A 22,604-nucleotide genomic window follows, 5' to 3' on the forward strand; every position below is an offset into this window, starting at 1 on the left:
ATTCCATGAGCACGGCAACCGAGCAGGCCCCGACGAGCGCCGGCGGCAACCGCTGGCTCATCCTCGCGGGCGGCGTCCTCGTCCAGCTCGCGATCGGCGCGGTCTACGCGTGGAGCACCTTCAGCAAGGCGATCCAGGCCGACCCGTCGGCGCTGGAGCTGACCAAGGTGCAGGCGACCATCCCCTTCGAGGTCGCCATCGGCATGATCTTCGTCGGGACCTTCCTCGGTGGGCGGATCCAGGACAAGCAGGGGCCACGACTCGTCGCCCTCGTCGGGGTGACGATCTACTCGATCGGCATCATCCTCGCGAGCTTCGCGCGCGATGCCTCCGACCTGTGGCTGCTCGTCCTCGGCTACGGCGTGCTCGGCGGCTTCGGCCTCGGCCTGGCCTACATCGTGCCGATCGCCATGCTGCAGAAGTGGTTCCCCGACAAGCGGGGCCTGATCACCGGCATCGCCGTCGGTGGTTTCGGCTTCGGTGCGGTCATCACCTCGCCGCTCGCGCAGCGGCTCATCGACTCGAGCGATGACTTCCAGCAGTACCCGACCAAGGTCTTCCTCTACCTCGGCATCGCCTACCTCGTCATGGGTCTCGTCGGCGCCTCGGTCTTCAAGAACCCCCCGGCCGGCTACACCGTCGGCGGCGCTACGGCCGCGGCGAAGGGGGCTGCTCCCGCCAGCACCGCCGGCAAGGACTTCACCCAGCAGGAGGCGATGCGCACCCCGCAGTGGTACCTGCTGACGCTCATCCTAACGATCTCGGTGACGGCGGGCATCTCGCTCATCTCGGTCGCCGCGGGCACGGCGACCGACGTCGCCGGCATGAGTGCTGCGGCGGCCGCGACCCTCGTCGGTGTCATGGGCCTCTTCAACGGCGGCGGCCGCATCCTCTGGGCGGCGGTCTCCGACAAGATCGGGCGGATGCCGGCTTTCATCGGCATCCTCGGCCTGCAGGGGCTCGCTCTGCTCGCGATCCCCCACGCCGGCTCGGCGGTCGCCTTCTACGTGCTGTGCGCGATCGTCTACACCTGCTACGGCGGGGCCTTCGGCACCCTCCCGTCGACCGCCGGAGACTTCTTCGGGGTGAAGAACTCCGGCGCGATCTACGGCCTGATGCTCATCGGCTGGTCGATCGGTGGCGTCGTCGGCCCGCTGCTCATCTCGTGGCTCATCGGCGAGGACCAGGCGTACACGCTCGCCTTCACCGTCGTCGGCGTCATCGCCCTCGTGGGGGCGATCATCCCCGTCATCACAAGGAAGCCGCAGCACGCCTGATCACCTCTGGCGCACGGTGGTGCGGCTCTGGCAGTCTTCTACCCGGCTGGCACGGGGTCGGCCACCATCACGAGATCAGGGGACAACTCCACATGCGCACTCGACTCTTCGGCGTGGCCGCGGCGGTGGCCATGGCCGCGGGCATCGCCGGCACCACCGCTGCACCCGCCAACGCCTCCGGCTGGAGCACCGTGTCGACGTCCACCGTCGGCAAGTCCCTCTCGTACTCCTCGTGGACGACGCTGGGCCGCTCCTTCAAGCCCGTCCCGGGAGCCACCTACCGGTACTGCGTCGTCGGCAAGGGCACCACCAAGGCCAACCTGCAGCCGACGGCCTTCGGCACCGTCGCCTCCTTCACCAACAGCTCGAAGTACGTGACGCGGTGCACCAAGAGCTGGCGTACCCCGACCGGCTACGGCTCCACCATGTACCCGACGGCCAGCAAGCTCACGAAGACCGGCAGCGTCTACATCTCCAAGGTCTACGTGCAGCGCTACTACATCGGGCACGTCCCCGTCTGAGGCGCAGCCCGCCAGCCCGCACGTCCGGGCCCCGGTTCCGGCCGATGCCCTCCGTGACGCTCCGCGAGGTCACGGAGGGCATCCTCGCGTCTCGACCGGTCACTCCCGGATGTCGGCGGGGCCGGTGTGCAGGGGCAGGCCGGCGGCGGCCCAGGCCTCGACCCCGCCGATGACATCGGTGGCGTCCACCCCGAGCGAGCGAAGAGAGTGCGCCGCCAGCGACGAGCTGTAGCCCTGTCGGCACAGCACGACGACCCGGGTCCCGGGCAGCGCCTCGGGGATGCGGTGCGGGCAGGTCGGGTCGAGCCGCCACTCGAGGACGGTGCGGTCGATGACGAGCGCGCCGGGCAGCTCGCCCTGCCGGGCCCGCTGCGCGGAGGTGCGGGTATCGACGAGGAGGGCTCCCCCCTTCGCCGCGTCGTGGGCCTGCTGCGGGGTGAACCGAGTCAGGCTGGCCCGAGCCGCCTCGAGGACCCGGTCGACCTCGCTCACGAGACCTGTACGAGCACGCCGTCACCGAGGGAGCCGGCCGCGACCGTTTCGCCGACGACCGGGGCGCCCGGCACCTCGCCGACGACAAGCAGGCCGCCGGAGGTCTGCGCGTCGGCGAGGAGGATCAGCTCGTCCTCGCCGATGCCGTCGGCCGCGAGGTGCGGCCGCACCCAGTCGAGGTTGCGCTGCGACCCACCGGGGACGTGCCCGGCGGCAAGGGCTGCGCGAGCACCGGCGACGTAGGGCACGGCCGCGGCGTCGACGCGAGCGGCGATGCCCGAGGCGCGAGTCATCTTGTAGAGGTGGCCGAGCAGACCAAATCCGGTGACGTCGGTCGCCGCCCGGATGCCCGCCGCGATGGCGGCCCGGGAGGCGTCGCGGTTCAGGGTGACCATCGAGGCGATCGCCTCCTCGCTCCGCTCGCCGGTCGCCTTGTGCCGGTTGTTGAGCACGCCGACGCCGAGCGGCTTGGTCAGGCTGATCGGCAGACCGGCCTCCGCCGCGTCGTTGCGCATGAGCCGCTCGGGGTCGGCGGTGCCGGTGACGGCCATGCCGTAGATCGGCTCGGGGGCGTCGATGCTGTGGCCACCGAGGACGGGGAAGCCGGCCTCGATGGCGATGTCGAGCCCACCGCGCAGGACCTCGCGCAGCAGGTCGGTCGGCAGCAGCTCGCGCGGCCAGGCGACGAGGTTGATCGCCATGACCGGGTCGCCACCCATGGCGTAGACGTCCGAGACGGCATTGGCTGCGGCGATCCGCCCCCAGTCGTAGGGGTCGTCGACGACTGGGGTGAAGAAGTCGGTCGTCGACAGCACGGCCTGACCACCGGAGATACGCACGGCAGCCGCGTCGTCACCGTCGTCGAGCCCGACGAGGACGTCTGACCCCGGCGGTGCGGTGGCGTGCAGACCGGCGACGATCTGCTCGAGCTCGCCGGCCGGGATCTTGCAGGCGCAGCCTCCGCCGCGCGCGTACTGGGTCAGGCGGATCGGCTCCATGGACCCACCGTAGGTCCAGGACTCGTCAGAGCCGCGGTCGCCATCGGCATCGCGGGCGTCCGACTGTCTAGGGTGTCCCTCGGAGGCGTCTGGGTTCCTGGTGGTCCCCCCGGTCTTCAACACCGGTGAGGCCGAGCATCTCGGTCTGGCGGGTTCGATTCCCGTCCGCCTCCGCCAGATCTGCACGACCACCACGCCCGACGAAGGGAGCAGCGCCCGTGAGCGAGGACCCGCGCCGGTCGATCCCGCGCACGGACACGCTGCTGGCGGATCCCCCCTTCGTCGCGGCGGCGGAGCGTCTCGGTCGGCCGGTGGTGCGCGCGGCGATCGTCGCGGCCCAGCAGCGGGCGAGGGCCGGCGAGATCCCGCCGGAGGACGTGGCCGGTGCGGCGCTGGCGTCGCTCCCGGCCCGGGCCTCGTCCCTGAGGCCGGTGCTCAACGCGACGGGCGTCGTGGTGCACACCAATGTCGGGCGAGCACCCTTGTCCCCCAGCGCGATCGAGGCCGTCGTCGATGCCGCCGGCTACGTCGACGTCGAGATGGACCTGACGACCGGGGCGCGCAGCCGACGGGGTGCCGGCGCGTTGGCCGCACTGCTCGAGGCCGTGCCCGACGCGGCTGGTGCGCTAGCGGTCAACAACGGCGCGGCCGCCCTCGTGCTCGCAACGACCGCCCTGGCCGCCGGCCGCGAGGTCGTCGTCTCGCGCGGCGAGATGGTCGAGATCGGCGACGGTTTTCGTCTGCCCGACCTCATCGCCTCGACCGGCGCGCGCCTGCGCGAGGTCGGCACGACCAACCGGACCCACCTGCGCGACTACGCCGACGCGATCGGCCCCGAGACCGGGTGCGTGCTCAAGGTGCACCCGAGCAACTTCCGCGTCGACGGCTTCACCACGTCGGTCGGGCTGGAGGAGCTGCGCGGGCTGACCCGGCCCGACGGCTCACCGGTGCCGGTCGTCGCCGACATCGGCTCCGGGCTGCTGACCCCCGACCCACTGCTACCCGACGAACCCGACGCGACGACCTGGCTGCGCGCCGGCGCGACGATCGTGACCGCCAGCGGCGACAAACTGCTCGGCGGGCCCCAGGCCGGCCTCGTCCTCGGTGACGCCGAGGTCGTCGAGCGGCTGCGCCGCCACCCGCTCGCCCGGGCCCTGCGGGTCGACAAGCTCACCCTCGCCGCGCTCGAGGCGACCGTGCGTGGCCCAGTGCCACCGGTCACCGCAGCCCTGCGCGCGACCGCCGACGAACTGCGGCCGAGGGTCGACGCCCTGGCCGCGGCGCTGCATCGTGACGTCGTCGGAGTCGACGGCCGCGTCGGGGGTGGCGGTGCCCCCGGCGTACCGCTGCCCGGCTGGGCTCTCGAGGTGCCCGTCGAGGCGGTCGAGCGGCTGCGGCGGCCCCCGGGCGACGTGCCCGTCGTGCTGGCCCGGGTCGAGGGCGGCCGGGGCCTGGTCGACCTCCGGTGCGTGCCGCCCGAGCGAGACACCGACATCGAGCGTGCTCTACGAGCGGCGTTGGGCGACAGCGCTGCCCACGACGCGACCGGCGCGGGGCCCCCTTCGTCATGAGGCGGGTGCTCGCGACCGCCGGCCACGTCGACCACGGCAAGTCCACGCTCGTTCGCGCCCTCACCGGGCGCGACCCCGACCGGCTCGCCGAGGAGCAGGAGCGCGGCCTGACCATCGAGCTCGGCTATGCGTGGACGGCGCTGCCGGGCGGGGCCGAGGTGGCCTTCGTCGACGTGCCGGGGCACCAGCGGTTCGTCGGGACGATGCTGTCGGGGCTGGGGCCGGCGCCGGCCGTGGTCTTCGTCGTCGCGGCGGATCAGGGCTGGCAGGCGCAGAGCAGCGAACACCTCGCGGCCGTGCGGGCGCTCGGCATCACCGACGGGCTGCTCGTCATCGCCCGCTGCGACCTCGCCGACGACGACCGCATTGCAGCGGTCCGTGGCGAGGCGGGTCGGCGCCTGGCCGGGGCCGGTCTCGACGTGCCGGCGGTCGAGGTGGCAGCGTCGAAGGGGATCGGCCTCGATGACGTGCGCACCGCGCTCGCCGACCTCGCCGCCCGGCTGCCCGAGCCGGATCCCGCTGCGGCAGTGCGACTCTGGTGCGACCGGGCCTTTTCGGTATCGGGTGCGGGCACCGTCGTCACGGGCACGCTCGGGGCCGGCACGATCCGCACCGGCGACCGGCTGCTGCTGCTCGACCACGGCTCCACCCGCGAGGTGACGGTCCGCGGGCTGCACAGCCAGGACGAGGCCCGCGACGAGGTCGGGCCGGTGTCACGGACGGCCGTCAACCTGCGCCGCGTCGATCAGGTCGGGCGCACGGCCGCCCTGCTCACCCCTGGGGCCTGGGCGCTCGCCCCGACCGTCGACGTGCGGCTCACCGAGGTGGGTGGCGCGCCTGGCCGGCATTTCCCTAGGGAAATACGGAAGGAGACGCATTTCCCTAGGGAGATGCGACCGGGGACGCATGTCCCTAGGGAAATGCCACAGGGTGCGCACGACCTCGAGGACGGCGCGGGGGTGCCGGAGCAGGCGACGCTGCACGTGGGGTCGATCGACGTGCCGGTGCACGTGCGGCCGCTCGGTGACGACCTCGCCCGGCTGTCGGCGCGCGTAGATCTGCCGTGGCGGGTGGGCGACCGGGCGATCCTGCGCGACCCGGGCAGCCGGCGGCTGTGGGCCGTGCGGGTCCTCGACGTCGACCCGCTCCCGCTGACCCGACGCGGTGCCGCCGCCCGCCGCACCGAGGCCCTGGCCGGAGGTGATCTCGCGACGACCCGTCTGCGCTCCCGGTCGGCAGATCGCGTCGCCACTTTCGAACGACTGGGCCTGCCGGTGCCGAGCACCGCTGTGCGGCAGGGCGACTGGCTGGTCGACTCCCGGGCTTGGGAGTCATGGCGAGCCGAGCTCGTCGAGTCGGTCGCCGCCCACCACGGTGCCGATCGCCTGAGCGCAGGGATGCCCGTCGCCGAGGCCGCCAGGGCACTGCTGCTGCCGGAGCACCTCCCTGCGCCGCTCGGCCCCGAGCTCGTCCGCAGCCTCGTCTCGGGCACCGACCTGACGATCACCGGCGGCCGGGTCCACGATCCGTCCGCGGCCGGCCTCGGTCCCGCGGGGGTGGGGGTCGCGGCGGTCGAAGGGAGGCTGCGGGACTCCCCCTTCGATGCACCGGAACGGGGCGACCTCGACGACCTCGGCCTAGGGCCTGCTGAGCTCGCCGCGGCCGCGCGCCTCGGGCGGCTGCTGCGACTGCCCGACGACGTCGTGCTGCTGCCCGACGGTCCGGCCCGGGCGATGCGGGTGCTGGCGGGGCTGGAGCAGCCCTTCACCCTGAGCGCCGCCCGGCAGGCGCTCGGCACGACCCGCCGGGTGGCCGTGCCGCTGCTCGAGCACCTCGACTCACGTGGCTGGACCCGACGGGTCGACGGATCGCTGCGCGAGGTCGCGCGATAGTAAGTAGCCCCGGCGTGGCCCTCAGGCAGCGGCGGGAGCCACCTCGAGGGACGTCGTGACCGGCACGCCCAGCGTCAGGTTGTCGAGGACGGGGCAGTGCTCGGCGACGGCCTGCTCGAGGCGGCGGTAGTCCGCCTCGCTCGCCGGGCCGGCGACCCGGATTCCTAGCTCGATCCCTTGGAAGCCGGGGCGCACGGTCTCGTCGGTGCCGAAGAACCCGGCGAGGTCGATCGTGCCCTCGAGGTCGACGTCGATGGAGTCGACCGCGATGCCGAGCTTGCCGGCCCAGACCTGGTAGCTGATGACGGTGCACGATGCGAGGGCGGCGAGCAGGTGCTCGATCGGGTTTGCGCCCCGGTCGGCGCCGCCGAGGCTCTCCGGCTCGTCGATGGTGAACTCGTGCTGGCGGGAGGTGATCGCGACCTCGGTCCCGGTGACGAGGCGGCCCTGCACGCTCGAGGTGAGGACGGTCGATGCGGTGGCGGACATGGGTGCTCCTGTGTGGGTCACGGGGGCGGCAACGCCCCTCGCTTGGCCCGGTCGGTCGACCGCGCCCAGGTCCTCACCCGGGGCACCCCACCGAAGGGAGGAGGGTTGCCGCCCAGCCAGCCGGGGCTTCGCGCTGGGACTCATGACCTACCCATAACGTGACATGATCCGATCCATAATGTCCAGTTATGTATTGGAGGGTGGGACGGGGCGCCCGAGCTCAACCGTGAAGAGCGGCAGGAAGAGCTGTGCCAGCGGCCCGATGGCCACGGCGTAGAGGATCGTGCCGACCCCGACGGTGCCGCCCAGCAGCCAGCCGACGGCGACCACGGCGACCTCGATGCCGGTGCGCACGCCCCGGATCGAACCACCGGTGATGCGAGCCAGGCCGGTCATCAGACCGTCGCGCGGGCCGGGGCCGAACTGCGACCCGATGTACATGCCCGTCGCGACGCCGTTGAGCACCACGCCGCCGAGCAGCAGGACGACCCGCCAGACCGTGCCGGACGGCTCGTCGAGGATCGACAGCACGAGGTCGGCCGACGGACCGATGAGCAGGGCGTTGCCGATCGTGCCCAGACCGGGCTTCTGCCGCAGGGGGATCCAGCCGAGCAGCACGAGCAGCGAGACGCCGATGACGATCGTGCCGAAGCTCAGCGGGATGTGGTGCGAGACGCCGACGTGCAGCACGTCCCACGGGATCTGCCCCAGGGTCGCGCGCAGGACCATCGCCATGGACGCCCCGTAGAGGAAGAGCCCGGCGAGCAGGAGCGGCAGGCGCACGCCGAGGCGGCCGGCGCGCAGCTGCTCGATCGGGCCGATGTCGGCGAGGGCCCGGCCGTGGGGCAGGCGGGTGGCAGCATCCTTGGTCACGGGGTCACCCTGCACCCGGGCGGCCACGATGTCGACCTTTGCCGGCCCTTCGAGACGGTCGCTGAGCGACCTCCTCAGGGACCACCTTCGAGACGGTCGCTGAGCGACCTCCTCAGGGACCACCTTCGAGACGGTCGCTGAGCGACCTCTTCAGGGACCACCTTCGAGACGGTCGCTGAGCGACCGCCCACGCGGAACGTGGGACCCGCTCAGGGACCGGGTGGCATCAGTCGCCCTCGGTCTTGCGGCCTCGGGAGACGACCTTGCGATCGGGCGTGAAGACGACCTGCGAGTCCTTGCCCTCGTAGTCGAACTGGTTGAGGAAGAAGCGGATCGCGTTGATCCGGCCGCGCTTTTTGTCGTTGGACTTGATGACCGTCCACGGCGCGTGGCGGGTGTCCGTGCGGCGGAACATCTCCTCCTTGGCCTCGGTGTAGGCCTCCCACTTGTCGAGGCTCTCGAGGTCCATCGGGGAGAGCTTCCACCGGCGCACCGGGTCGATCTGGCGGATGGCGAAGCGGGTGCGCTGCTCCTGCTGGGTCACCGAGAACCACAGCTTGGTGACGTGCACCCCGGCGTCGGCGAGCATCCGCTCGATCTTCGGGGCCTGGTCCATGAAGCTCTCGTACTGCTCGTCGCTGCAAAATCCCATGACCCGCTCGACGCCCGCGCGGTTGTACCAGGAGCGGTCGAAGAGGACGATCTCGCCGCTCGTCGGCAGGTGCTGGATGTAGCGCTGGAAGTACCACTGCCCGAGCTCTCGTTCCGAGGGCTTGGTCAGGGCGACGACGCGGGCGCCTCGCGGGTTGAGGTGCTCGGTGAAGCGCTTGATCGTCCCGCCCTTGCCCGCGGCGTCGCGGCCCTCGAAGAGCACGACGAACTTGCGCCCCGTGTCCTGCGCCCAGTACTGGAACTTCAGCAGCTCGATCTGCAGCAGGTACTTCTGGACGTCGTACTCCTCGCGCTCCATGAGCTCGTCGTACGGGTAGTTCTCCCGCCAGGTCTCGACGGCCTTGCCGTCGGGGGCGATGAGCATCGGGTCGTCGCCCTGGTCGTCACGCACGGTGTAGCCCTCGACCGTGAGCCGGTCGATGTACTCGCGGAGGTTCTGCTGCATGGGTCATGGATACCAAGGTCAGGTTGACGGAAGGTGGACACCAGACGACGCGAACCCCGTGGGTCACCGTGCAGGAGGGCATCGTCCACCCGAAGGGGGCAGCCAGCCCGACGACGTCATCACGCAGCGCTCCACTGGGCCGGCCACCTGCTCGACGCGCGTGAGCGTCTGCGATGGTGGGGGCATGAGGTGGCCCTGCGACAACACCTTCGTCCGCGACCTCGGCTGGCTCGGGGTCCGGGTCGACCCGGTCCCCGTGCGCGCCCCCGAGCTGTTGGCGCTCGACGACGGCCTCGCCGTCGAGCTCGGCCTCGACCCGGAGGAGCTGCGCTCCCCAGAGGGGGTGGCCGTCCTCGCGGGCAATGCCATCGCCGACGGCTGCGAGCCGATCGCCCAGGCCTACGCCGGACACCAGTTCGGTCATCTCTCCCCGATGCTCGGCGACGGTCGGGCGCATCTGCTCGGGGAGGTCGTCGACACCCACGGCCGACGCCGCGACATCGCACTCAAGGGGTCCGGGCGCACTCCCTTCTCCCGGGGCGGTGACGGCCGTGCGGCCCTCGGCCCGGTGCTGCGCGAAGTCCTCGTCTCCGAGTTCATGCACGCGGTCGGCGTCCCGACGACGCGCGCCCTGGCCGCCGTCGCGACCGGTGAGCAGGTGTTGCGTGAACGGCCCCTGCCCGGCGCCGTCCTCACCCGGGTCGCGGCCTCGCACCTGCGCATCGGCACGCTCGTGCTCGTCGCGAGCCAGGGCAGCCGCGAGCAGCTCGCTGCCGTCGTCGAGCACGCGCGCGCCCGCCACCACCCCGACGTGCCGCCGCGGGACCCGATGGCGCTGCTGTCCGCGGTCGTCGAGCGACAGGCCGCACTCGTCGCGCAGTGGATGTCCCTCGGCTTCATCCACGGGGTGATGAACACCGACAACATGACCCTCTCCGGCGAGACGATCGACTACGGCCCGTGCGCCTTCCTCGACGCCTACGACCCGGAGACCTTCTTCAGCAGCGTCGACACCGGTGGCCGCTACCGCTACTCCGCGCAGCCGACGATGGCGACGTGGGGTCTGGCGCGGCTCGCCGAGTGCCTCATCCCGCTCGCCGAGGGCGAGGCCGACGACCTCGTGACGCAGGCGCAGGAGCGGCTCGAGGCCTTCACCCCGGCCTACGAGCAGCACCGGCTCGACCTCTTGCGGCGCAAGCTCGGCCTGAGCCGCGCTGTCGCCGAGGACACCGGGCTCGTCGAGGACCTGCTGCAGGTCGCGGCGGCGGAGGCGCTGGACTTCACCGGCCTCTTCCGCGACCTCGCCCGGGTGCTGCGCGAAGAGCCGACGCCGACCCTGGACCGCATCCAGGACCTGCCGCGGTGGCAGATTTGGCAGGACCGGTGGCGGACCCGCCTGCACGGCGAGGGCAAGGACCCCGCGGCCAGCGCCGCGATCATGGATGAGACCAACCCGGTCCACATCCCCCGCAACCACCTCGTCGAGGAGGCTCTCGCCGTGGCGCACACGGGCAACCTCGCCCCCTTCGAGCAGCTGCTGGAGGCGCTACGGTCCCCCTTCGACGAGCGGGAGGAGTGGGGGCGCTACGCCGAGCCGGCCGACCCCGACTTCACCCGCGGCTACATCACCTACTGCGGGACCTAGGACACTGGGCCCATGGGCAAGAAGGCGAAGGGCGGCGCCACCCCGGCCACACGAGCGCTGGCCGCCGCGGGCATCGAGTTCACCGAGCACCCGTACGACCGCGACCCGCGGGCCGAGTCCTACGGGCTCGAGGCCGCAGAGGCGCTCGGGGTCGAGCCCGCTCGGGTCTACAAGACGCTGCTCGCACAGACCGACCTGCCCCGCGACCACGGGCTCGTCGTCGGCATCGTGCCCGTCGACCACCAGCTCGACCTCAAGGCCCTCGCCGCGGCCGTCGGCGCGAAGAAGGCCGGCATGGCCGACCCAGCGCTCGCCGAGAAGACCACCGGCTACGTCGTCGGCGGCATCAGCCCGATCGGCCAGAAGCGCTCTCTGACAACGGTGCTCGACGAGTCAGCCCTCACCCACGACACCGTCTTCGTCAGCGGTGGGCGGCGGGGGCTGGACCTGGAGCTCGCGCCGGGTGACCTCGTCGACGTCACCGGGGCGATCACGGCCGCCATCGCAAAGGGGAGCTGACTCCTCCTTCGTCGGTCAGCGGAGGCGGTCGACCTGGCTGACGCACCCGATCGGCAGGTCACCGCCGTAGACGTGCGGGAAGAGCTCGTCGCCACCGAGGACCGCCGGCTCGTAGCGCACGTCGAGGCCGTGCCCCTCGAGCGAGGCCTCGTCGATCGTCAGGACGAGGAGCGGCTCGGTGACGTCGGCGTAGAAGCGGGCCACCACCCCGTCGCGCTGCTCCGCCGACCCGCTGCAGTGCATGAACCCCTCCTCGGCGATCGTCCGCCCGCGCGTGGACACGGGATAGCTGCCGGCGGACTGCGCCGCCTGCCAGTCGGACTCGAGGGCGATGTGCTGGAGGGTCATGGCTCCCATCCTGCCGCGTCGGACGTCAGACCTTGATGCCGATGTACTTCGTCTCGAGGAACTCGTCGATGCCGGTGAAGCCGCCCTCGCGGCCGACGCCGGACTCCTTGATCCCGCCAAAGGGGGCGGCGGGGTTGGAGACGACGCCCTGGTTGAGGCCGACCATGCCGGCCTCGAGCGCCTCGCTTACCCGCAGACCGCGGTCGAGGCCTTGGGTGAAGACGTAGGAGATCAGGCCCAAGGGGGTGTCGTTGGCCAGCGCGATCGCCTCCTCCTCGGTGTCGAACTCGGTGATCGCCGCGACCGGGCCGAAGATCTCGGCGCTGCCCATCTGCGCCTCCGCGGGCACGCCGGTGAGCACGGTCGCCGGGTAGAAGTAGCCGTCGCGGTCCGCGGGGGCGCCGCCGAGCTGCGCGGTCGCCCCGCGGTCGAGCGCATCGCGGACGAGCTCGTCGACCTTGTTGACCGCCTTCTGGTTGACGAGCGGGCCGACGACGACGCCATCCTCGACACCGCGCCCCATCGGCAGGGCACCCATCCGCTCCCCCAGGCGACGGGCGAACTCCTCGGCGACCGGACGCTGCACGAGGATCCGGTTGGCCGCGGTGCAGGCCTGGCCGATGTTGCGCATCTTCGCCGCCATGGCCCCGTCGACGGCGACGTCGAGGTCGGCGTCGTCGAAGACGAGGAAGGGCGCATTGCCGCCGAGCTCCATCGACGTGCGCATGACGGTCTTCGCGGCGAGCTCGAGCAGGTGCTTGCCGACCGGGGTCGACCCGGTGAAGGAGATCTTGCGCGAGCGCTGGTCGAGGATCATCGGGCGCATGACGTCGTCGCTCTTGCTCGTCGTCACGACGTTGACCACACCCGTCGGCAGGCCCGCCTGCACGAGGATGTCGGCGAGCGCGAGGGTCGACAGTGGGGTTTCGGCGGCGGGCTTGACGACCGACGTGCACCCTGCGGCGATGGCCGGCCCGATCTTGCGGGTGCCCATCGCCATGGGGAAGTTCCACGGGGTGATGAGGATGCACGGGCCGACCGGCTGCTTGGCGACGAGGAAGCGCGAGCCGCCCGCCGGCGCGGTCATGTAGCCGCCGTCGATGCGCACGGCCTCCTCGGCGAACCAGCGGAAGAACTCGGCGGCGTAGGCCACCTCCCCCTTCGCCTCCGCCACGGGCTTGCCCATCTCGAGGGTCATGATCAGCGCCAGCCGGTCGACGTCGGCGAGCATGAGGTCACGGGCCCGGGTGAGGATCTCGCTGCGCTCGCGGGGCGGCACCTGAGCCCACTCCGCCTGCGCCGCGACGGCGGCGTCAAGGGCCGCAGCGGCCTCGTCGGGGTCGGCGTCGGCGACCTCGACGAGGTGCTCGCCGGTCGAGGGGTCGTCGACCGGCATCGTCGCGCGGGTCGTGCGCCACTCGCCCCCGATGAAGAGGCCGGTGGGCACCGAGGCGATGGCCTCGCGCTCCTGCTCGCGGGTGACCTGTGGCGTGTCGGTGGTCGTCATGGAAGGCTCCTTCGTCAGCGTCCTTGCCGTCTCCCCAACCGTAGACGTATTGTCAACAATCAGACGAACAACCCGACCTCGGAGGTCCCGATGACAGCGCTGTCCCCCCTGCTGAAGCAGGCCACCCCCCGTGACGATCGACCACGCCCTCGGCTCGGAGGTCTTCGACGTCGACGGCAACCGCCACCTCGACTTCACCTCCGGCATCGGCGTCGTGAGCACCGGCCACTGCCACCCCAAGGTCGTCGCCGCCGCGCAGGAGCAGGTCGGCAAGCTCATCCACGGCCAGTACACGACCGTCATGCACCAGCCGCTGCTCGCCCTCGTCGACAAGCTGCAGGGGGTGCTCCCGGCACACCTCGACAGCCTCTTCTTCGCCAACTCCGGCAGCGAGGCGCTCGAGGCCTCCCTGCGCCTCTCGCGCCAGGCGACCGGTCGGCCCAATGTCATCGTCTTCCACGGCGGATTCCACGGCCGCACCGTCGCGACCGCGACGATGACGACCTCCGGCACCCGCTTCTCAGCCGGCTTCAGCCCGCTCATGGGCGGGGTGCACGTCGCCCCCTTCCCCACCGCCTACCGCTACGGCTGGAGCGAGGAGGAGGCCACCGCTTTCGCGCTCAAGGAGCTCGACTACATCCTCGCGACGCTCACCTCGCCGCAGGAGACCGCCGCCTTCATCGTCGAGCCGGTCCTCGGCGAAGGGGGGTACATCCCCGGCAACACCGCCTTCTTCCAGGGTCTGCGCGAGCGGGCCGACAAGCACGGGATCCTCCTCGTCATGGACGAGGTCCAGACCGGCTTCGGCCGCACCGGCAAGATGTTCGGTCACCAGCACTTCGACGTGCAGCCCGACATCATCACGCTGGCGAAGGGGATCGCCTCCGGCTTCCCCATCTCCGGCATCGCGGCGAGCGAGGAGCTGATGAGCAAGGCGTGGCCGGGCTCGCAGGGTGGCACCTACGGCGGCAATGCCGTCGCGTGCGCCGCGGCCGTCGCCACCCTCGAGGTCATCGAGGAGGAGGGCCTGGTCGCCAACTCCGCCGAGCGCGGGACCCAGCTGCTCGAGGGCGCGAAGGCCGCCGCCGTCGACGGGATCGGCGACGTGCGCGGCCTCGGCCTGCTCGTCGGCAGCGAGTTCACCGCGGCCGACGGCACGCCCGACACGGCCCGCGCCCAGGCGGCGCAGCAGCTGGCCGCCAAGAAGGGCCTGCTCCTGCTCACCTGCGGCGCCCACATGAACGTCGTGCGAATGATCCCGCCGCTCGTCGTCACCGCCGAGCAGGTCGACGAGGCACTCGACATCTGGGGCAAGGTCCTCGCCGAGGTCTGACCCCCCTTCGCCCGTCAGACCGTCGCGGGCCCCCCCCTCTGACGTCGTCCGATGCGCCGCGGGGTCCCGGACACCGTGCCGATCGGGCAGTGGGTCGACGGTCGCGGCCAGCGGCTCCACCGCGAGGTCGCCGAGGAGCTCGGCGACGGCGGGGGCGCCCCCCCGCCTGCTACTCGGGCACTGGCGCCTTCGTCCTCGGCAAGAGCCACCCGGCCGTCCGCACGCACGACAAGGGCCTGATCGCCAAGGGGCTACGACCGCCACCACCACGGCGACGGCTACCAGGCGGGCTCGACCTTCCGACGTACACCCGGCGCAACGTCCAGGACGTCCAGAGGGCCAGGGGCGGGTCCGGCGCAGACACCGACGGTTACCCCGGCCCCGACGAGCGGACCGTGTGCTTCACGCGCTGGATGCAGGCCGACGCCGACGGCAACTTCACCTTCCCGCGGCAGCGTCCGTACTTCTACACCTTCAAGGTGCGCTGAGGCACCGACCGTGCGGGCTCCGGGTCAGCCGGCCAGCACGCCCTCGACCCACCGCGCCGCGGCGAGGACGAGGCCGTCCGCGTGGCGCGGGCCGATGATCTGCAGGCCGACCGGCAGGCCGGCGGAGGTCGTCCCCACGGGGATGCTGATCGCCGGCTGCTGGGTCATGTTGAAGGGGTAGGTGAAGGGGGTCCACCGGGCCCAGTGCGTCATCCCGCTGCCCGGCGGGACGTCGTGCCCCGCCTCGAAGGCCGGGATCGGCATCGTCGGGGTGATGAGCAGGGGGTGCTGCTCGTGGAAGGCACCCATGGTGATGCCGAGCTGGGCGGCGACGGCCCGGGCCTCGAAGACGTCGATGCCGCTCACCGACTCACCGAGGTCCCAGGCCCGACCGAGTCCGGGGTCGATGGTCTCGCGGGCCCCCGGCATGGTCCGCAGGAGCGTCGCGGCACTGGCCCCCCAGAGCAGCTCGAAGGCGTCGAAGGGGTCGGCGAAGCCCGGGTCGGTCGCGGTGACCGGCATCCCTGCCGCGTCGATCGCCGCCACCGCGGCGTCGCACACCCGAGCGACCTCGTCGTCGACGTCGATCCACCCGAGGGTCCCCGAGTAGGCGACATGGAGCCCGGAGACGTCGCGGGTGGCCTGCTCGCGGAAGGGCGTCGACGGCACGTCGAGCGCCGTCGGGTCACGGGGGTCGGGCTGCGAGATGACGTCGAGGAGCAGCGCGGCGTCATCGACGGTGCGGGTCATCGGGCCGGCGTGCGCGAGGGGCCCGAAGGGGCTGGCCGGAAACATCGGCACCCGGCCGTGCGTCGGCTTGAAGCCGACGATCCCGCAGAAGGAGGCCGGGATGCGGATGCTGCCGCCGGCGTCGGTCCCGACGGCGACCGGCGCCATCCCGGCGGCAACCACCGCGGAGGCACCTCCGGAGGAACCACCCGCGGTCATCCGGGGGTCGACCGGGTTGCGCGTGACACCGGTGAGGGGCGAGTCGGTCACGCCCTTCCAGGCGATCTCGGGTGTCGTGTTCTTGCCGACGAGGACCATGCCGTCGGCGCGCAGACGAGCGGTGACCGGGGCGTCGACGTCCCACGCCTGGTCAGGGTCGATCGACCGCGAGCCGCGCAGGGTGGGCCACCCCCGGGTGAGGAAGATGTCCTTCATCGAGGTGGGCACCCCGTCGAGCAGCCCCTGGGGTGCGCCAGCCTGCCAGCGGGCCTCGGAGGCGCGGGCCTGCGCGAGGGCCCCCTCACGGTCGACGAGGCACATCGCGTTGACCTGCCCGTCGACCTCGTCGATGCGGTCGAGGACGGCCGTCGTCGCCTCGACCGGTGAGAGCTCCTTGGCGCCGTAGGCGGCGAGGAGCTCGACGGCGGTCATCTCGGTGGGCGTCATGCGGTGCTCCCGTCGGTCGGTACGTATCCCAGCGAGGTGTCGACGACGTGACGCAGCGGCTCGTCGTCGACCCACCGAGCGAAGTTGTCGGCGAAGAGGCGCACGAGCTCGTCCCGCCAGCCGATGAAGTCCCCGGAGCTGTGAGGGGTGATGTGCACCCCAGCCAGGTCCCACAGCGGGTGGTCCTGCGGGAGAGGCTCGGTGTCGAAGACGTCGAGAGCCGCGCCGGCGATCGTCCCGGAGCGCAGCGCGTCGACGAGGTCGTCGGTGACGACGGACTCCCCCCGACCGACGTTGATGAAGCGGGCGTGGTCGGGCATTGCGCGGAAGGCCGCTGCGTCGAACATCCCCCGGGTCGCGTCGGTGAGAGGGGCGATGCACACGACCCAGTCGGCAGCGGCGAGAGCGTGGTGCAGGTCCTCCTGCGCGGTCACGGTGCCGAAGTCGGGGTCGTCGTCACGGGCACGTCGGCCGGAGCCGGAGACCTCGACGCCGACTGCGCGCAGCAGCCGGGCGATCGCCCGGCCGATCTGGCCGGTGCCGACGACGAGTGCCCGCGTGCCGGCGACCCGCTCGGACTCGCGGTGCACCCACCGGTGGGCCTGCTGCAGCCGGGTCGACTGCGGCAGGTCCTTGGCGAAGGCGAGGACCTGGGCGAGGACGTACTCGGCGATCGAGGCGTCGAAGACGCCGCGCGAGTTCGTGAGCACGACGTCGCTGTCGCGCACCTCCGGCGAGAGGATCGCGTCGACCCCGGTCGAGGCGACGTGGATCCACTCGAGCGCGTCGGCGGCCGGCCAGGCGTCGGGGATGGCGGTGGAGAAGAAGTCGTAGGCGAAGAGCACCTCGGCTCCGGCGATCGCCTCGGGCAGCTCCTCGGCGGTCGCGTAGCGCACCTCTCGGGCGCGCTCGACGACCGGCGCCATGACCTGCTCGTCGGGGAGTTGTCCGTCGTGGAGCACCACGACCACGGGCTGGCTGGGCATGTTGACAACGTAGGAGCCGGGTTCATAGATTGTCAACAATCTGGCAATCACGAAGGCAGGGACATGCCCGTCAGCGATCTCACGCCCCACCCACGCCGCTCGACCGTGGAGTACCTCGCCGACGAGCTGCGCGAGGCGATCATGTCCGGTCGGCTGGAGCCGGGCGAGCAGCTGGGCGAGGCGGACCTCGCCGCCCGCTTCGAGGTCTCCCGTGGCCCGGTGCGCGAGGCGATGCAGCGACTGGTGTCCGAGGGGCTGCTCCAGGCGATCACCAATCGCGGCGTCTTCGTCAACGAGCTCACCCTCGACGACGTCCGCGACGTCTACCGCACGCGCTCGGTCATCGAGCGGGGAGCCCTCGAGATCGTCATCGCCGACCGACGCCGCGAGTCGACGGCCGACGAGCTCGAGCGCGTCGTCACCCGGATGCGACGGGCCGCGGCGAAGGGGGACGGCCCCGCCGTCTCGGACGCGGACCAGCACTTCCACGAGGTGCTCGTCGAGGCCTCGGCCAGTCCCCGCCTCATCCGCGCCATGCGGACCCTGATCGTCGAGACGCGCATGTGCTTGGGGGAGCTGCGCACGACCTACGGCGACCTCTGGACGCAGGTCGACGACCACGAGGCTCTGCGGCAGGCGATCCTCACCGCGCCGCCGGCCCGCGCCAAGGCGGCCCTCCAGGCGCACCTCGACGACGCCGTGCAGCGGATCGTCGCCAAGCGGGGCTGACGGCCGCGTCCGGCCGCCCCGACCGACCTGCCTCCGGCGGTCAGCGAGCCGAGCGGGACTCAAGGGATGACGATCTGCGCCCCCTCAAGGGCGCGCAGGTTGCTCGATGCCAGCGCAAACCCGCTCTGCCGCATGGGGATCCGGTCGCAGGTCCAGCGCTCGGCGAGGACTGCGACCTTGGCGCGCATCTCGGCCGAGAGGCGGTCGAAGGAGTCCCGGGGGTCGCAGCCGACCTGCCCCTGGAGCAGCCACCAGGCCCAGGCGGCAGCGCCGGCGTTGGCGATGAAGTCGGGCACGACGACGATGCCGCGCTCGGTGAGCGTGTCCTCGGCACCCCAGGTCGTCGCGGCATTGGCCGCCTCCACGACGACCCGCGCGACCACCTGGTCGACGTTGTCCTCGCGGATGGCGTAGGAGACGGCGGCCGGGACGAAGATGTCGGCCTCGATGCCGACGATCGCGTCGCGCGGCAGCTGCTGCACGTGTGCCGGCACCTGCGACCGGTCGATCTCGCCGTACTCGTCGCGCAGGTCGAGCAGCGCGGGCACGTCGAGGCCGGCCGGGTCGAAGAGGGTGCCGCGGGCGTCGGCGACGGCCGTCACCCGGGCACCCGCCTCGTGGAGGTACCACGCCGCGCCGCCACCCATCGTGCCGACGCCCTGGATCGTGATCGTCGTGTCCCGGGTCGCCCAGCCGAAGCCGTCGGCCGCGCCGAGGCAGGCCTCGGCGACCCCGTAGCCGCCGATGACGTCGCCGAGCGGGTAGCCGTCGGTCATGACCTCGAGCCCGGCCTGCACCCGGGCGAGGGTCGCCTCCGGCTGCGGCGAGCGCGAGATCGCCGCGTGGAAGGACTGCGAGAGGCCCACCTCGGCAAAGACGTCGTCGATGAGCTGCTGGGTCACGCCGAGGTCTTCGGCGGTGACCCAGCGGCCGTCGAGCCACGGGCGCATCGCGGTGAAGAATCGCGTGAGCACACCGAAGGCCCGCGGGTCCTTGGGGTCGAAGTCGACGCCCCCCTTCGCTCCGCCGACGGGCAGGCCGAAGGCCGCCGTCTTGGTGGCCATGCCACGGGCCAGGTCACCGACCTCGCTGATCGTGCAGCCGGCCCGCATGCGGGTGCCACCGGTGGCGATGCCGCCGACGAGGGTGTGGACGACGAGGTACCCCTGCGCGCCCGTCACGGGGTCGACCCAGGTGATCTGGTGCGCGGGCTCGCGGTCGACGAAGTCGTGTGCCGGGTTGGTCGTGTGGGTCGCCGTCATGGTGATGACCGCCAATCTGAAAAGGGGGAGCAGTACGGCCAGAGTCAGCGCGTGACCCGCCTCACGTCCAGTTACAGAAGGTGCACGTGATCGTGCACCCGGCCTGCACGATCACGCGCCTCCCGCCCCAGCAGCGGGCCGCGGCCTACTGTGGGCGGATGGAGCTGTCCCTGCGACGCCTGCAGATGCTGCGCGAGCTGCACCGGCGCGGCACGGTGACCGCTGCCGCGCAGGCCCTGCACTACAGCCCGTCGGGCGTCTCCCAGCAGCTCGCCCAGCTCGAGCGCGAGGTCGGGGTCAAGCTCATCGAGCGCCACGGCCGGCGGGTCCAGCTCACCGAGCTCGGCCTGCTCCTGTCCGACCACGCCGAGGAGATCCTCGGCTCGGTCGAGCGCGCGACCGCCGCGATCGAGCAGGCCCAGTCGGGCATCACCGCCCGGCTGAGCGTCGGGGTGTGGGCGTCGGTGGCCTCGGGCCTGCTGCCCCGCGCGCTGTCCTCCCTCGCCGTCGAGCACCCCGGCATCCGGGTGCACACGAGCGAGCTCGCCCCCGAGGAGACGGCCGACGCGGTGCGCGACGGGCTGCTCGACCTGTCCTTCGTCATCGACTACTCCGGTCACCCCCTCGACCGCGACCCGGCGCTGCAGTGGTCGGTCGTGGCCGTCGAGCGCCTGCACGCCGCGGCGCCGGAGGGTGCCCTGCCGGGCGAGAGCGTGTCGCTCACCGCGCTCGCCGACTTCCCGTGGATCCTCGCCGGGCCGCGCTCGCACTTCGGCCGGGCGGTGCGGGTGGAGTGCCACGCCCACGGCTTCGACCCGCGGATCGTGCACACGGTCGAGGAGCAGTTCACTGCCCTGGCGATGATCGCGAGCGGCCTGGGCGTCACCCTGGTCTCCGACCTCGGGCTCACGCTGCTGCCTCCGGGCGTCGACGTCATCCCCCTCGACGAACCGATCCTGCGGACGGTGTCCATCGCCCAGCGGGCCAGCTCCACCCCGCGACCGTCGATCGACCTCTTCGTCGAGGCCGTGCGCTCCGCAGCCGCGGAGCAGGGCCTCACCGGGGTCGGCTGAGCAGCAGCGCGGCGCCGGCCCCGATCTGCCAGATGATGACGGCGTCGACGGCGAGCCGCTCCGCCAGCCCGAAGCCCCCCACCCCGACGAGGACGAGCGCGAATCCGAGCACGGAGACCGCGGAGCACGCCCCGGTCCAGGCAGCGAGCCCCCGGTGCCGAGCGGCCAGGGCCGCGGTGAGCGCGAGGAGCAGGAGCGTGCCGCCGCCGATGGCGAGGGCAGCGCCGAGGCCGTGCCCGTTGGCCCGCTCGGAGGTCAGCCCGGTGGGGACGAAGCCGACGACGACGGTCCCGATCCCGTGGGCGAGGGCGAGGGGCAGGACGAGCCACCGCCACCGCGGGACGAAGGGGGCGAGCACCACCGTCGCGAGCAGCACCCGCACGCCGGAGGCGACGAAGGTCGCATTCATCGCCGCGTACCGCGTCGACTCGCGCGAGCCCTCGCCGGTCCACATGACCTCGGGGACGCCGAGGGTGCTGATCGCGTCATCGGTCCAGCTGTAGGGCAAACCCCGCCAGCCGGCGACGGCCCAGGCCTCGCCGAGCAGGTAGGCGACGGCGAGGAGGAGCAGCGCCCCGCCGAGCCGTCGTCGGGCGGTCATCCGGCCGAAGGGGGCTGCCCCGGGTCGTCGGAGCCTGCGTCAGAGCCCGGGGCGTCGGTCGACTCGGACGCAGCCGCCGCAGGGTCGGGCCGCTGGTCGGCGACCAGGTCGACGCCGGCCGCCAGGCCGGAGCGGACCTTGCCGAGCAGGTCGGTGGCGCGGCCACCGGTCACCCGGTCGGCTTCGCTCTCGGCCCGGTCGAGCAGCCCGTGGGCCTGCTCACGGTGGTCGTCTGCGTAGGTGCCGACGAGGCTGACCGCCTCCTGGGCCAGCCTCGAGGCGGCCGCCCCGGCGGCCGCGAGGTGCTTGTCGAGCTCGAGGTCCTCGATCGCCTTGCGGGCGTCTCGCTTGTCATCGGTCACGGGAGTCACTCCCCCTTCGTCGGCAGGTGGTCGTCCAGCCAGCCGATGACGAGGTCGGTGACCTCGTCGCGGTTGGTCTCGTTGAGCAGCTCGTGGCGAGCGCCCGGGAAGAGCTCGAGGGTGACGTCCTCGACGCCACCGGCCCGGAAGGCCTCGGCCGCGGCCCGCACGCCGGCGCCGTCCTTGCCGCCGACCGGGTCCTGCTCGCCCGAGATCACCAAGAGCGGCAGGTCGTGGGGGACGCGGGCTGCCAGCCCCTGCAACCGGTTGACGCCACCGAGCAGGTCGGCGAAGAAGCCGGAGGTGAAGACCTCACCGCAGCGAGGGTCGTCGATGTACTTGCGCACCTCGGCCCGGTCACGAGAGAGCCAGCCGAACTCCCCCTCGGCCTTGAAGGGCTTGTTGTACGCGCCGAAGGTCATGGCATCCATGAGCTTGGACGTGTGGCGGCGACCGCGGAGGCGCGCCTCGACGCTCGCCAGTCCCTGGCCGACCTTGCCCAGCAGGCCGGGGTTGGCTGCCGTGCCGCTCAGGACGGCACCGACGAGGTCCTGCCCGTAGCGGGTGATGTAGTCGCGGCCGAGCAGGGAACCCATGGAGTGGCCGAAGAAGAAGAGCGGCAGTCCCGGGTGGGCCTCGGCGATCGCCCGGGTCACGGTGTGCATGTCCTCGACGACCGTGTCCCAGCCGTGGTCGTCGGCGTAGTAGCCGCGGTCCTCCTGCTCGGTCGAGGTCTCGCCGTGGCCGCGATGGTCGTGCATCCACGCTGCGTAGCCGGCGTCGGTGAGCGCCTGCGCGAAGCGCTCGTAGCGCCCGGAGTGCTCGGCCATCCCGTGGGCCATCTGGACGACGCCCTTGGCCTCGCCGTCGGGCTGCCAGCTGCGCACGAAGAGTGGCAACCCGTCCTGCGGGGAGGTGATGGTCGTCGTCTCTGAACGCATGCAGTCAGAACTAGTGGCGTGGCAGTCCTCAGTAGACCTTCAGTTGACGGTGCAATAATCCCGGCAATTCCGCCCCCGCCTACCCCGAGGGACCCATGAGCAGCAAGAAGTCGATGTCCGCCCGCGAGGTCAAGCTCGCCGAGGCACGCAAGAAGGCCCAGTCCGCCGAGCGTCGCCGCTCCCTC

22 protein-coding genes, 1 tRNA gene and 1 riboswitch are annotated in these 22,604 nt (G+C 72.1%); of the genes, 10 read left to right on the forward strand and 13 right to left on the reverse strand.

Translation table 11 applies throughout. The annotated features are described in order from the left end of the window. The first annotated feature begins 5 nt into the window (after positions 1–5). Positions 6–1,277: an L-lactate MFS transporter gene (locus B277_RS06555; RefSeq protein ID WP_007926448.1), complete on the forward strand. Its 1,272-nt coding sequence runs from the start codon at positions 6–8 to the stop codon at positions 1,275–1,277. A gap of 92 nt (positions 1,278–1,369) precedes the next feature. Then, positions 1,370–1,798 (forward strand): hypothetical protein, encoded by a 429-nt coding sequence (locus B277_RS06560; RefSeq protein WP_007926449.1) that lies wholly within the window; start codon positions 1,370–1,372, stop codon positions 1,796–1,798. Between the two features lie 99 nt (positions 1,799–1,897). On the opposite strand, the gene B277_RS06565 is transcribed toward B277_RS06560, so the two are convergent. Together B277_RS06565 and selD are read right to left on the reverse strand one after the other, a co-directional pair. Beyond that, positions 1,898–2,290, reverse strand: a complete 393-nt coding sequence (locus tag B277_RS06565; RefSeq protein ID WP_007926450.1) for a rhodanese-like domain-containing protein — start codon at positions 2,288–2,290, stop codon at positions 1,898–1,900. Beyond that, complete coding sequence (gene selD, locus B277_RS06570) at positions 2,287–3,288, reverse strand: selenide, water dikinase SelD (RefSeq protein WP_007926451.1); 1,002 nt, start codon at positions 3,286–3,288, stop codon at positions 2,287–2,289. The genes B277_RS06565 and selD overlap by 4 nt, the downstream gene beginning before the upstream one ends. A gap of 81 nt (positions 3,289–3,369) precedes the next feature. Here selD and B277_RS06575 point away from each other — a divergent pair. From B277_RS06575 to B277_RS06585, 3 genes are all read left to right on the forward strand, one after another. Beyond that, positions 3,370–3,465 (forward strand) — tRNA-Sec (locus tag B277_RS06575). 41 nt (positions 3,466–3,506) lie between these two features. Then, positions 3,507–4,859, forward strand: a complete 1,353-nt coding sequence (selA, locus tag B277_RS06580; protein ID WP_007926452.1) for an L-seryl-tRNA(Sec) selenium transferase — start codon at positions 3,507–3,509, stop codon at positions 4,857–4,859. Further along, the gene (locus tag B277_RS06585) at positions 4,856–6,751 is read left to right on the forward strand and encodes a SelB domain-containing protein (protein WP_040881008.1); all 1,896 of its coding nucleotides are present in this window, start codon (positions 4,856–4,858) and stop codon (positions 6,749–6,751) included. The genes selA and B277_RS06585 overlap by 4 nt, the downstream gene beginning before the upstream one ends. Before the next feature lie 21 nt (positions 6,752–6,772). Here the strand turns inward: B277_RS06585 and B277_RS06590 are convergent, their stop codons facing one another. From B277_RS06590 to ppk2, 3 genes are all read right to left on the reverse strand, one after another. After that, positions 6,773–7,240 (reverse strand): OsmC family protein, encoded by a 468-nt coding sequence (locus tag B277_RS06590; protein WP_007926456.1) that lies wholly within the window; start codon positions 7,238–7,240, stop codon positions 6,773–6,775. Positions 7,241–7,273: 33 nt separating this feature from the next. Beyond that, a riboswitch (SAM riboswitch) is annotated at positions 7,274–7,388 on the reverse strand. A 38-nt stretch (positions 7,389–7,426) separates the two neighbouring features. Further along, a complete protein-coding gene (gene yczE, locus B277_RS06595) occupies positions 7,427–8,113 on the reverse strand; it encodes a membrane protein YczE (RefSeq protein WP_051987921.1) in 687 nt (228 codons plus the stop codon). Positions 8,114–8,339: 226 nt separating this feature from the next. Next, entirely contained in the window at positions 8,340–9,230 is an 891-nt protein-coding gene (ppk2, locus tag B277_RS06600) for a polyphosphate kinase 2 (RefSeq protein WP_007926458.1), read from the reverse strand. 184 nt (positions 9,231–9,414) lie between these two features. Between ppk2 and B277_RS06605 the strand changes: the two genes are divergently transcribed. Continuing rightward, positions 9,415–10,875: a protein adenylyltransferase SelO gene (locus tag B277_RS06605; protein ID WP_007926459.1), complete on the forward strand. Its 1,461-nt coding sequence runs from the start codon at positions 9,415–9,417 to the stop codon at positions 10,873–10,875. A gap of 12 nt (positions 10,876–10,887) precedes the next feature. Then, positions 10,888–11,394, forward strand: coding sequence for a Cys-tRNA(Pro) deacylase (gene ybaK, locus B277_RS06610; RefSeq protein WP_007926460.1), 507 nt, complete (start codon positions 10,888–10,890; stop codon positions 11,392–11,394). A gap of 15 nt (positions 11,395–11,409) precedes the next feature. On the opposite strand, the gene B277_RS06615 is transcribed toward ybaK, so the two are convergent. Next, on the reverse strand, positions 11,410–11,742 hold the full coding sequence (locus B277_RS06615; protein ID WP_007926461.1) for a DUF952 domain-containing protein: 333 nt from the start codon (positions 11,740–11,742) through the stop codon (positions 11,410–11,412). A 25-nt stretch (positions 11,743–11,767) separates the two neighbouring features. Beyond that, positions 11,768–13,249, reverse strand: a complete 1,482-nt coding sequence (locus tag B277_RS06620) for an NAD-dependent succinate-semialdehyde dehydrogenase (protein WP_007926462.1) — start codon at positions 13,247–13,249, stop codon at positions 11,768–11,770. Positions 13,250–13,379: 130 nt separating this feature from the next. On the opposite strand from B277_RS06620, the gene B277_RS06625 reads away from it, so the two are divergent. Then, entirely contained in the window at positions 13,380–14,582 is a 1,203-nt protein-coding gene (locus B277_RS06625) for an aspartate aminotransferase family protein (protein ID WP_007926463.1), read from the forward strand. Between the two features lie 512 nt (positions 14,583–15,094). Here B277_RS06625 and B277_RS06630 read toward each other — a convergent pair. Together B277_RS06630 and B277_RS06635 are read right to left on the reverse strand one after the other, a co-directional pair. Beyond that, positions 15,095–16,465, reverse strand: a complete 1,371-nt coding sequence (locus B277_RS06630) for an amidase (RefSeq protein ID WP_007926464.1) — start codon at positions 16,463–16,465, stop codon at positions 15,095–15,097. Then, a complete protein-coding gene (locus tag B277_RS06635) occupies positions 16,462–17,451 on the reverse strand; it encodes a D-2-hydroxyacid dehydrogenase (RefSeq protein WP_007926465.1) in 990 nt (329 codons plus the stop codon). The genes B277_RS06630 and B277_RS06635 overlap by 4 nt, the downstream gene beginning before the upstream one ends. A 63-nt stretch (positions 17,452–17,514) precedes the next feature. On the opposite strand from B277_RS06635, the gene B277_RS06640 reads away from it, so the two are divergent. Then, a complete protein-coding gene (locus B277_RS06640; protein ID WP_007926467.1) occupies positions 17,515–18,180 on the forward strand; it encodes a GntR family transcriptional regulator in 666 nt (221 codons plus the stop codon). Positions 18,181–18,239: 59 nt separating this feature from the next. Here the strand turns inward: B277_RS06640 and B277_RS06645 are convergent, their stop codons facing one another. Beyond that, on the reverse strand, positions 18,240–19,442 hold the full coding sequence (locus B277_RS06645; protein ID WP_051987923.1) for a Glu/Leu/Phe/Val dehydrogenase dimerization domain-containing protein: 1,203 nt from the start codon (positions 19,440–19,442) through the stop codon (positions 18,240–18,242). Positions 19,443–19,528: 86 nt separating this feature from the next. Between B277_RS06645 and B277_RS06650 the strand changes: the two genes are divergently transcribed. Next, complete coding sequence (locus B277_RS06650; RefSeq protein ID WP_007926473.1) at positions 19,529–20,515, forward strand: LysR family transcriptional regulator; 987 nt, start codon at positions 19,529–19,531, stop codon at positions 20,513–20,515. Here the strand turns inward: B277_RS06650 and B277_RS06655 are convergent. From B277_RS06655 to B277_RS06665, 3 genes are read right to left on the reverse strand one after another with little or no spacing between them, the layout of a single operon-like run. Then, complete coding sequence (locus B277_RS06655; protein ID WP_007926474.1) at positions 20,499–21,116, reverse strand: DUF998 domain-containing protein; 618 nt, start codon at positions 21,114–21,116, stop codon at positions 20,499–20,501. The genes B277_RS06650 and B277_RS06655 overlap by 17 nt on opposite strands. Then, the gene (locus B277_RS06660) at positions 21,113–21,478 is read right to left on the reverse strand and encodes a hypothetical protein (protein WP_007926475.1); all 366 of its coding nucleotides are present in this window, start codon (positions 21,476–21,478) and stop codon (positions 21,113–21,115) included. The genes B277_RS06655 and B277_RS06660 overlap by 4 nt, the downstream gene beginning before the upstream one ends. Before the next feature lie 5 nt (positions 21,479–21,483). Next, positions 21,484–22,419 (reverse strand): alpha/beta hydrolase, encoded by a 936-nt coding sequence (locus tag B277_RS06665; protein WP_007926476.1) that lies wholly within the window; start codon positions 22,417–22,419, stop codon positions 21,484–21,486. Positions 22,420–22,604 lie beyond the last annotated feature (185 nt).

Origin of the sequence: Janibacter hoylei PVAS-1 (assembly GCF_000297495.1) — a bacterium.
Lineage (GTDB): Bacteria > Actinomycetota > Actinomycetes > Actinomycetales > Dermatophilaceae > Janibacter > Janibacter hoylei.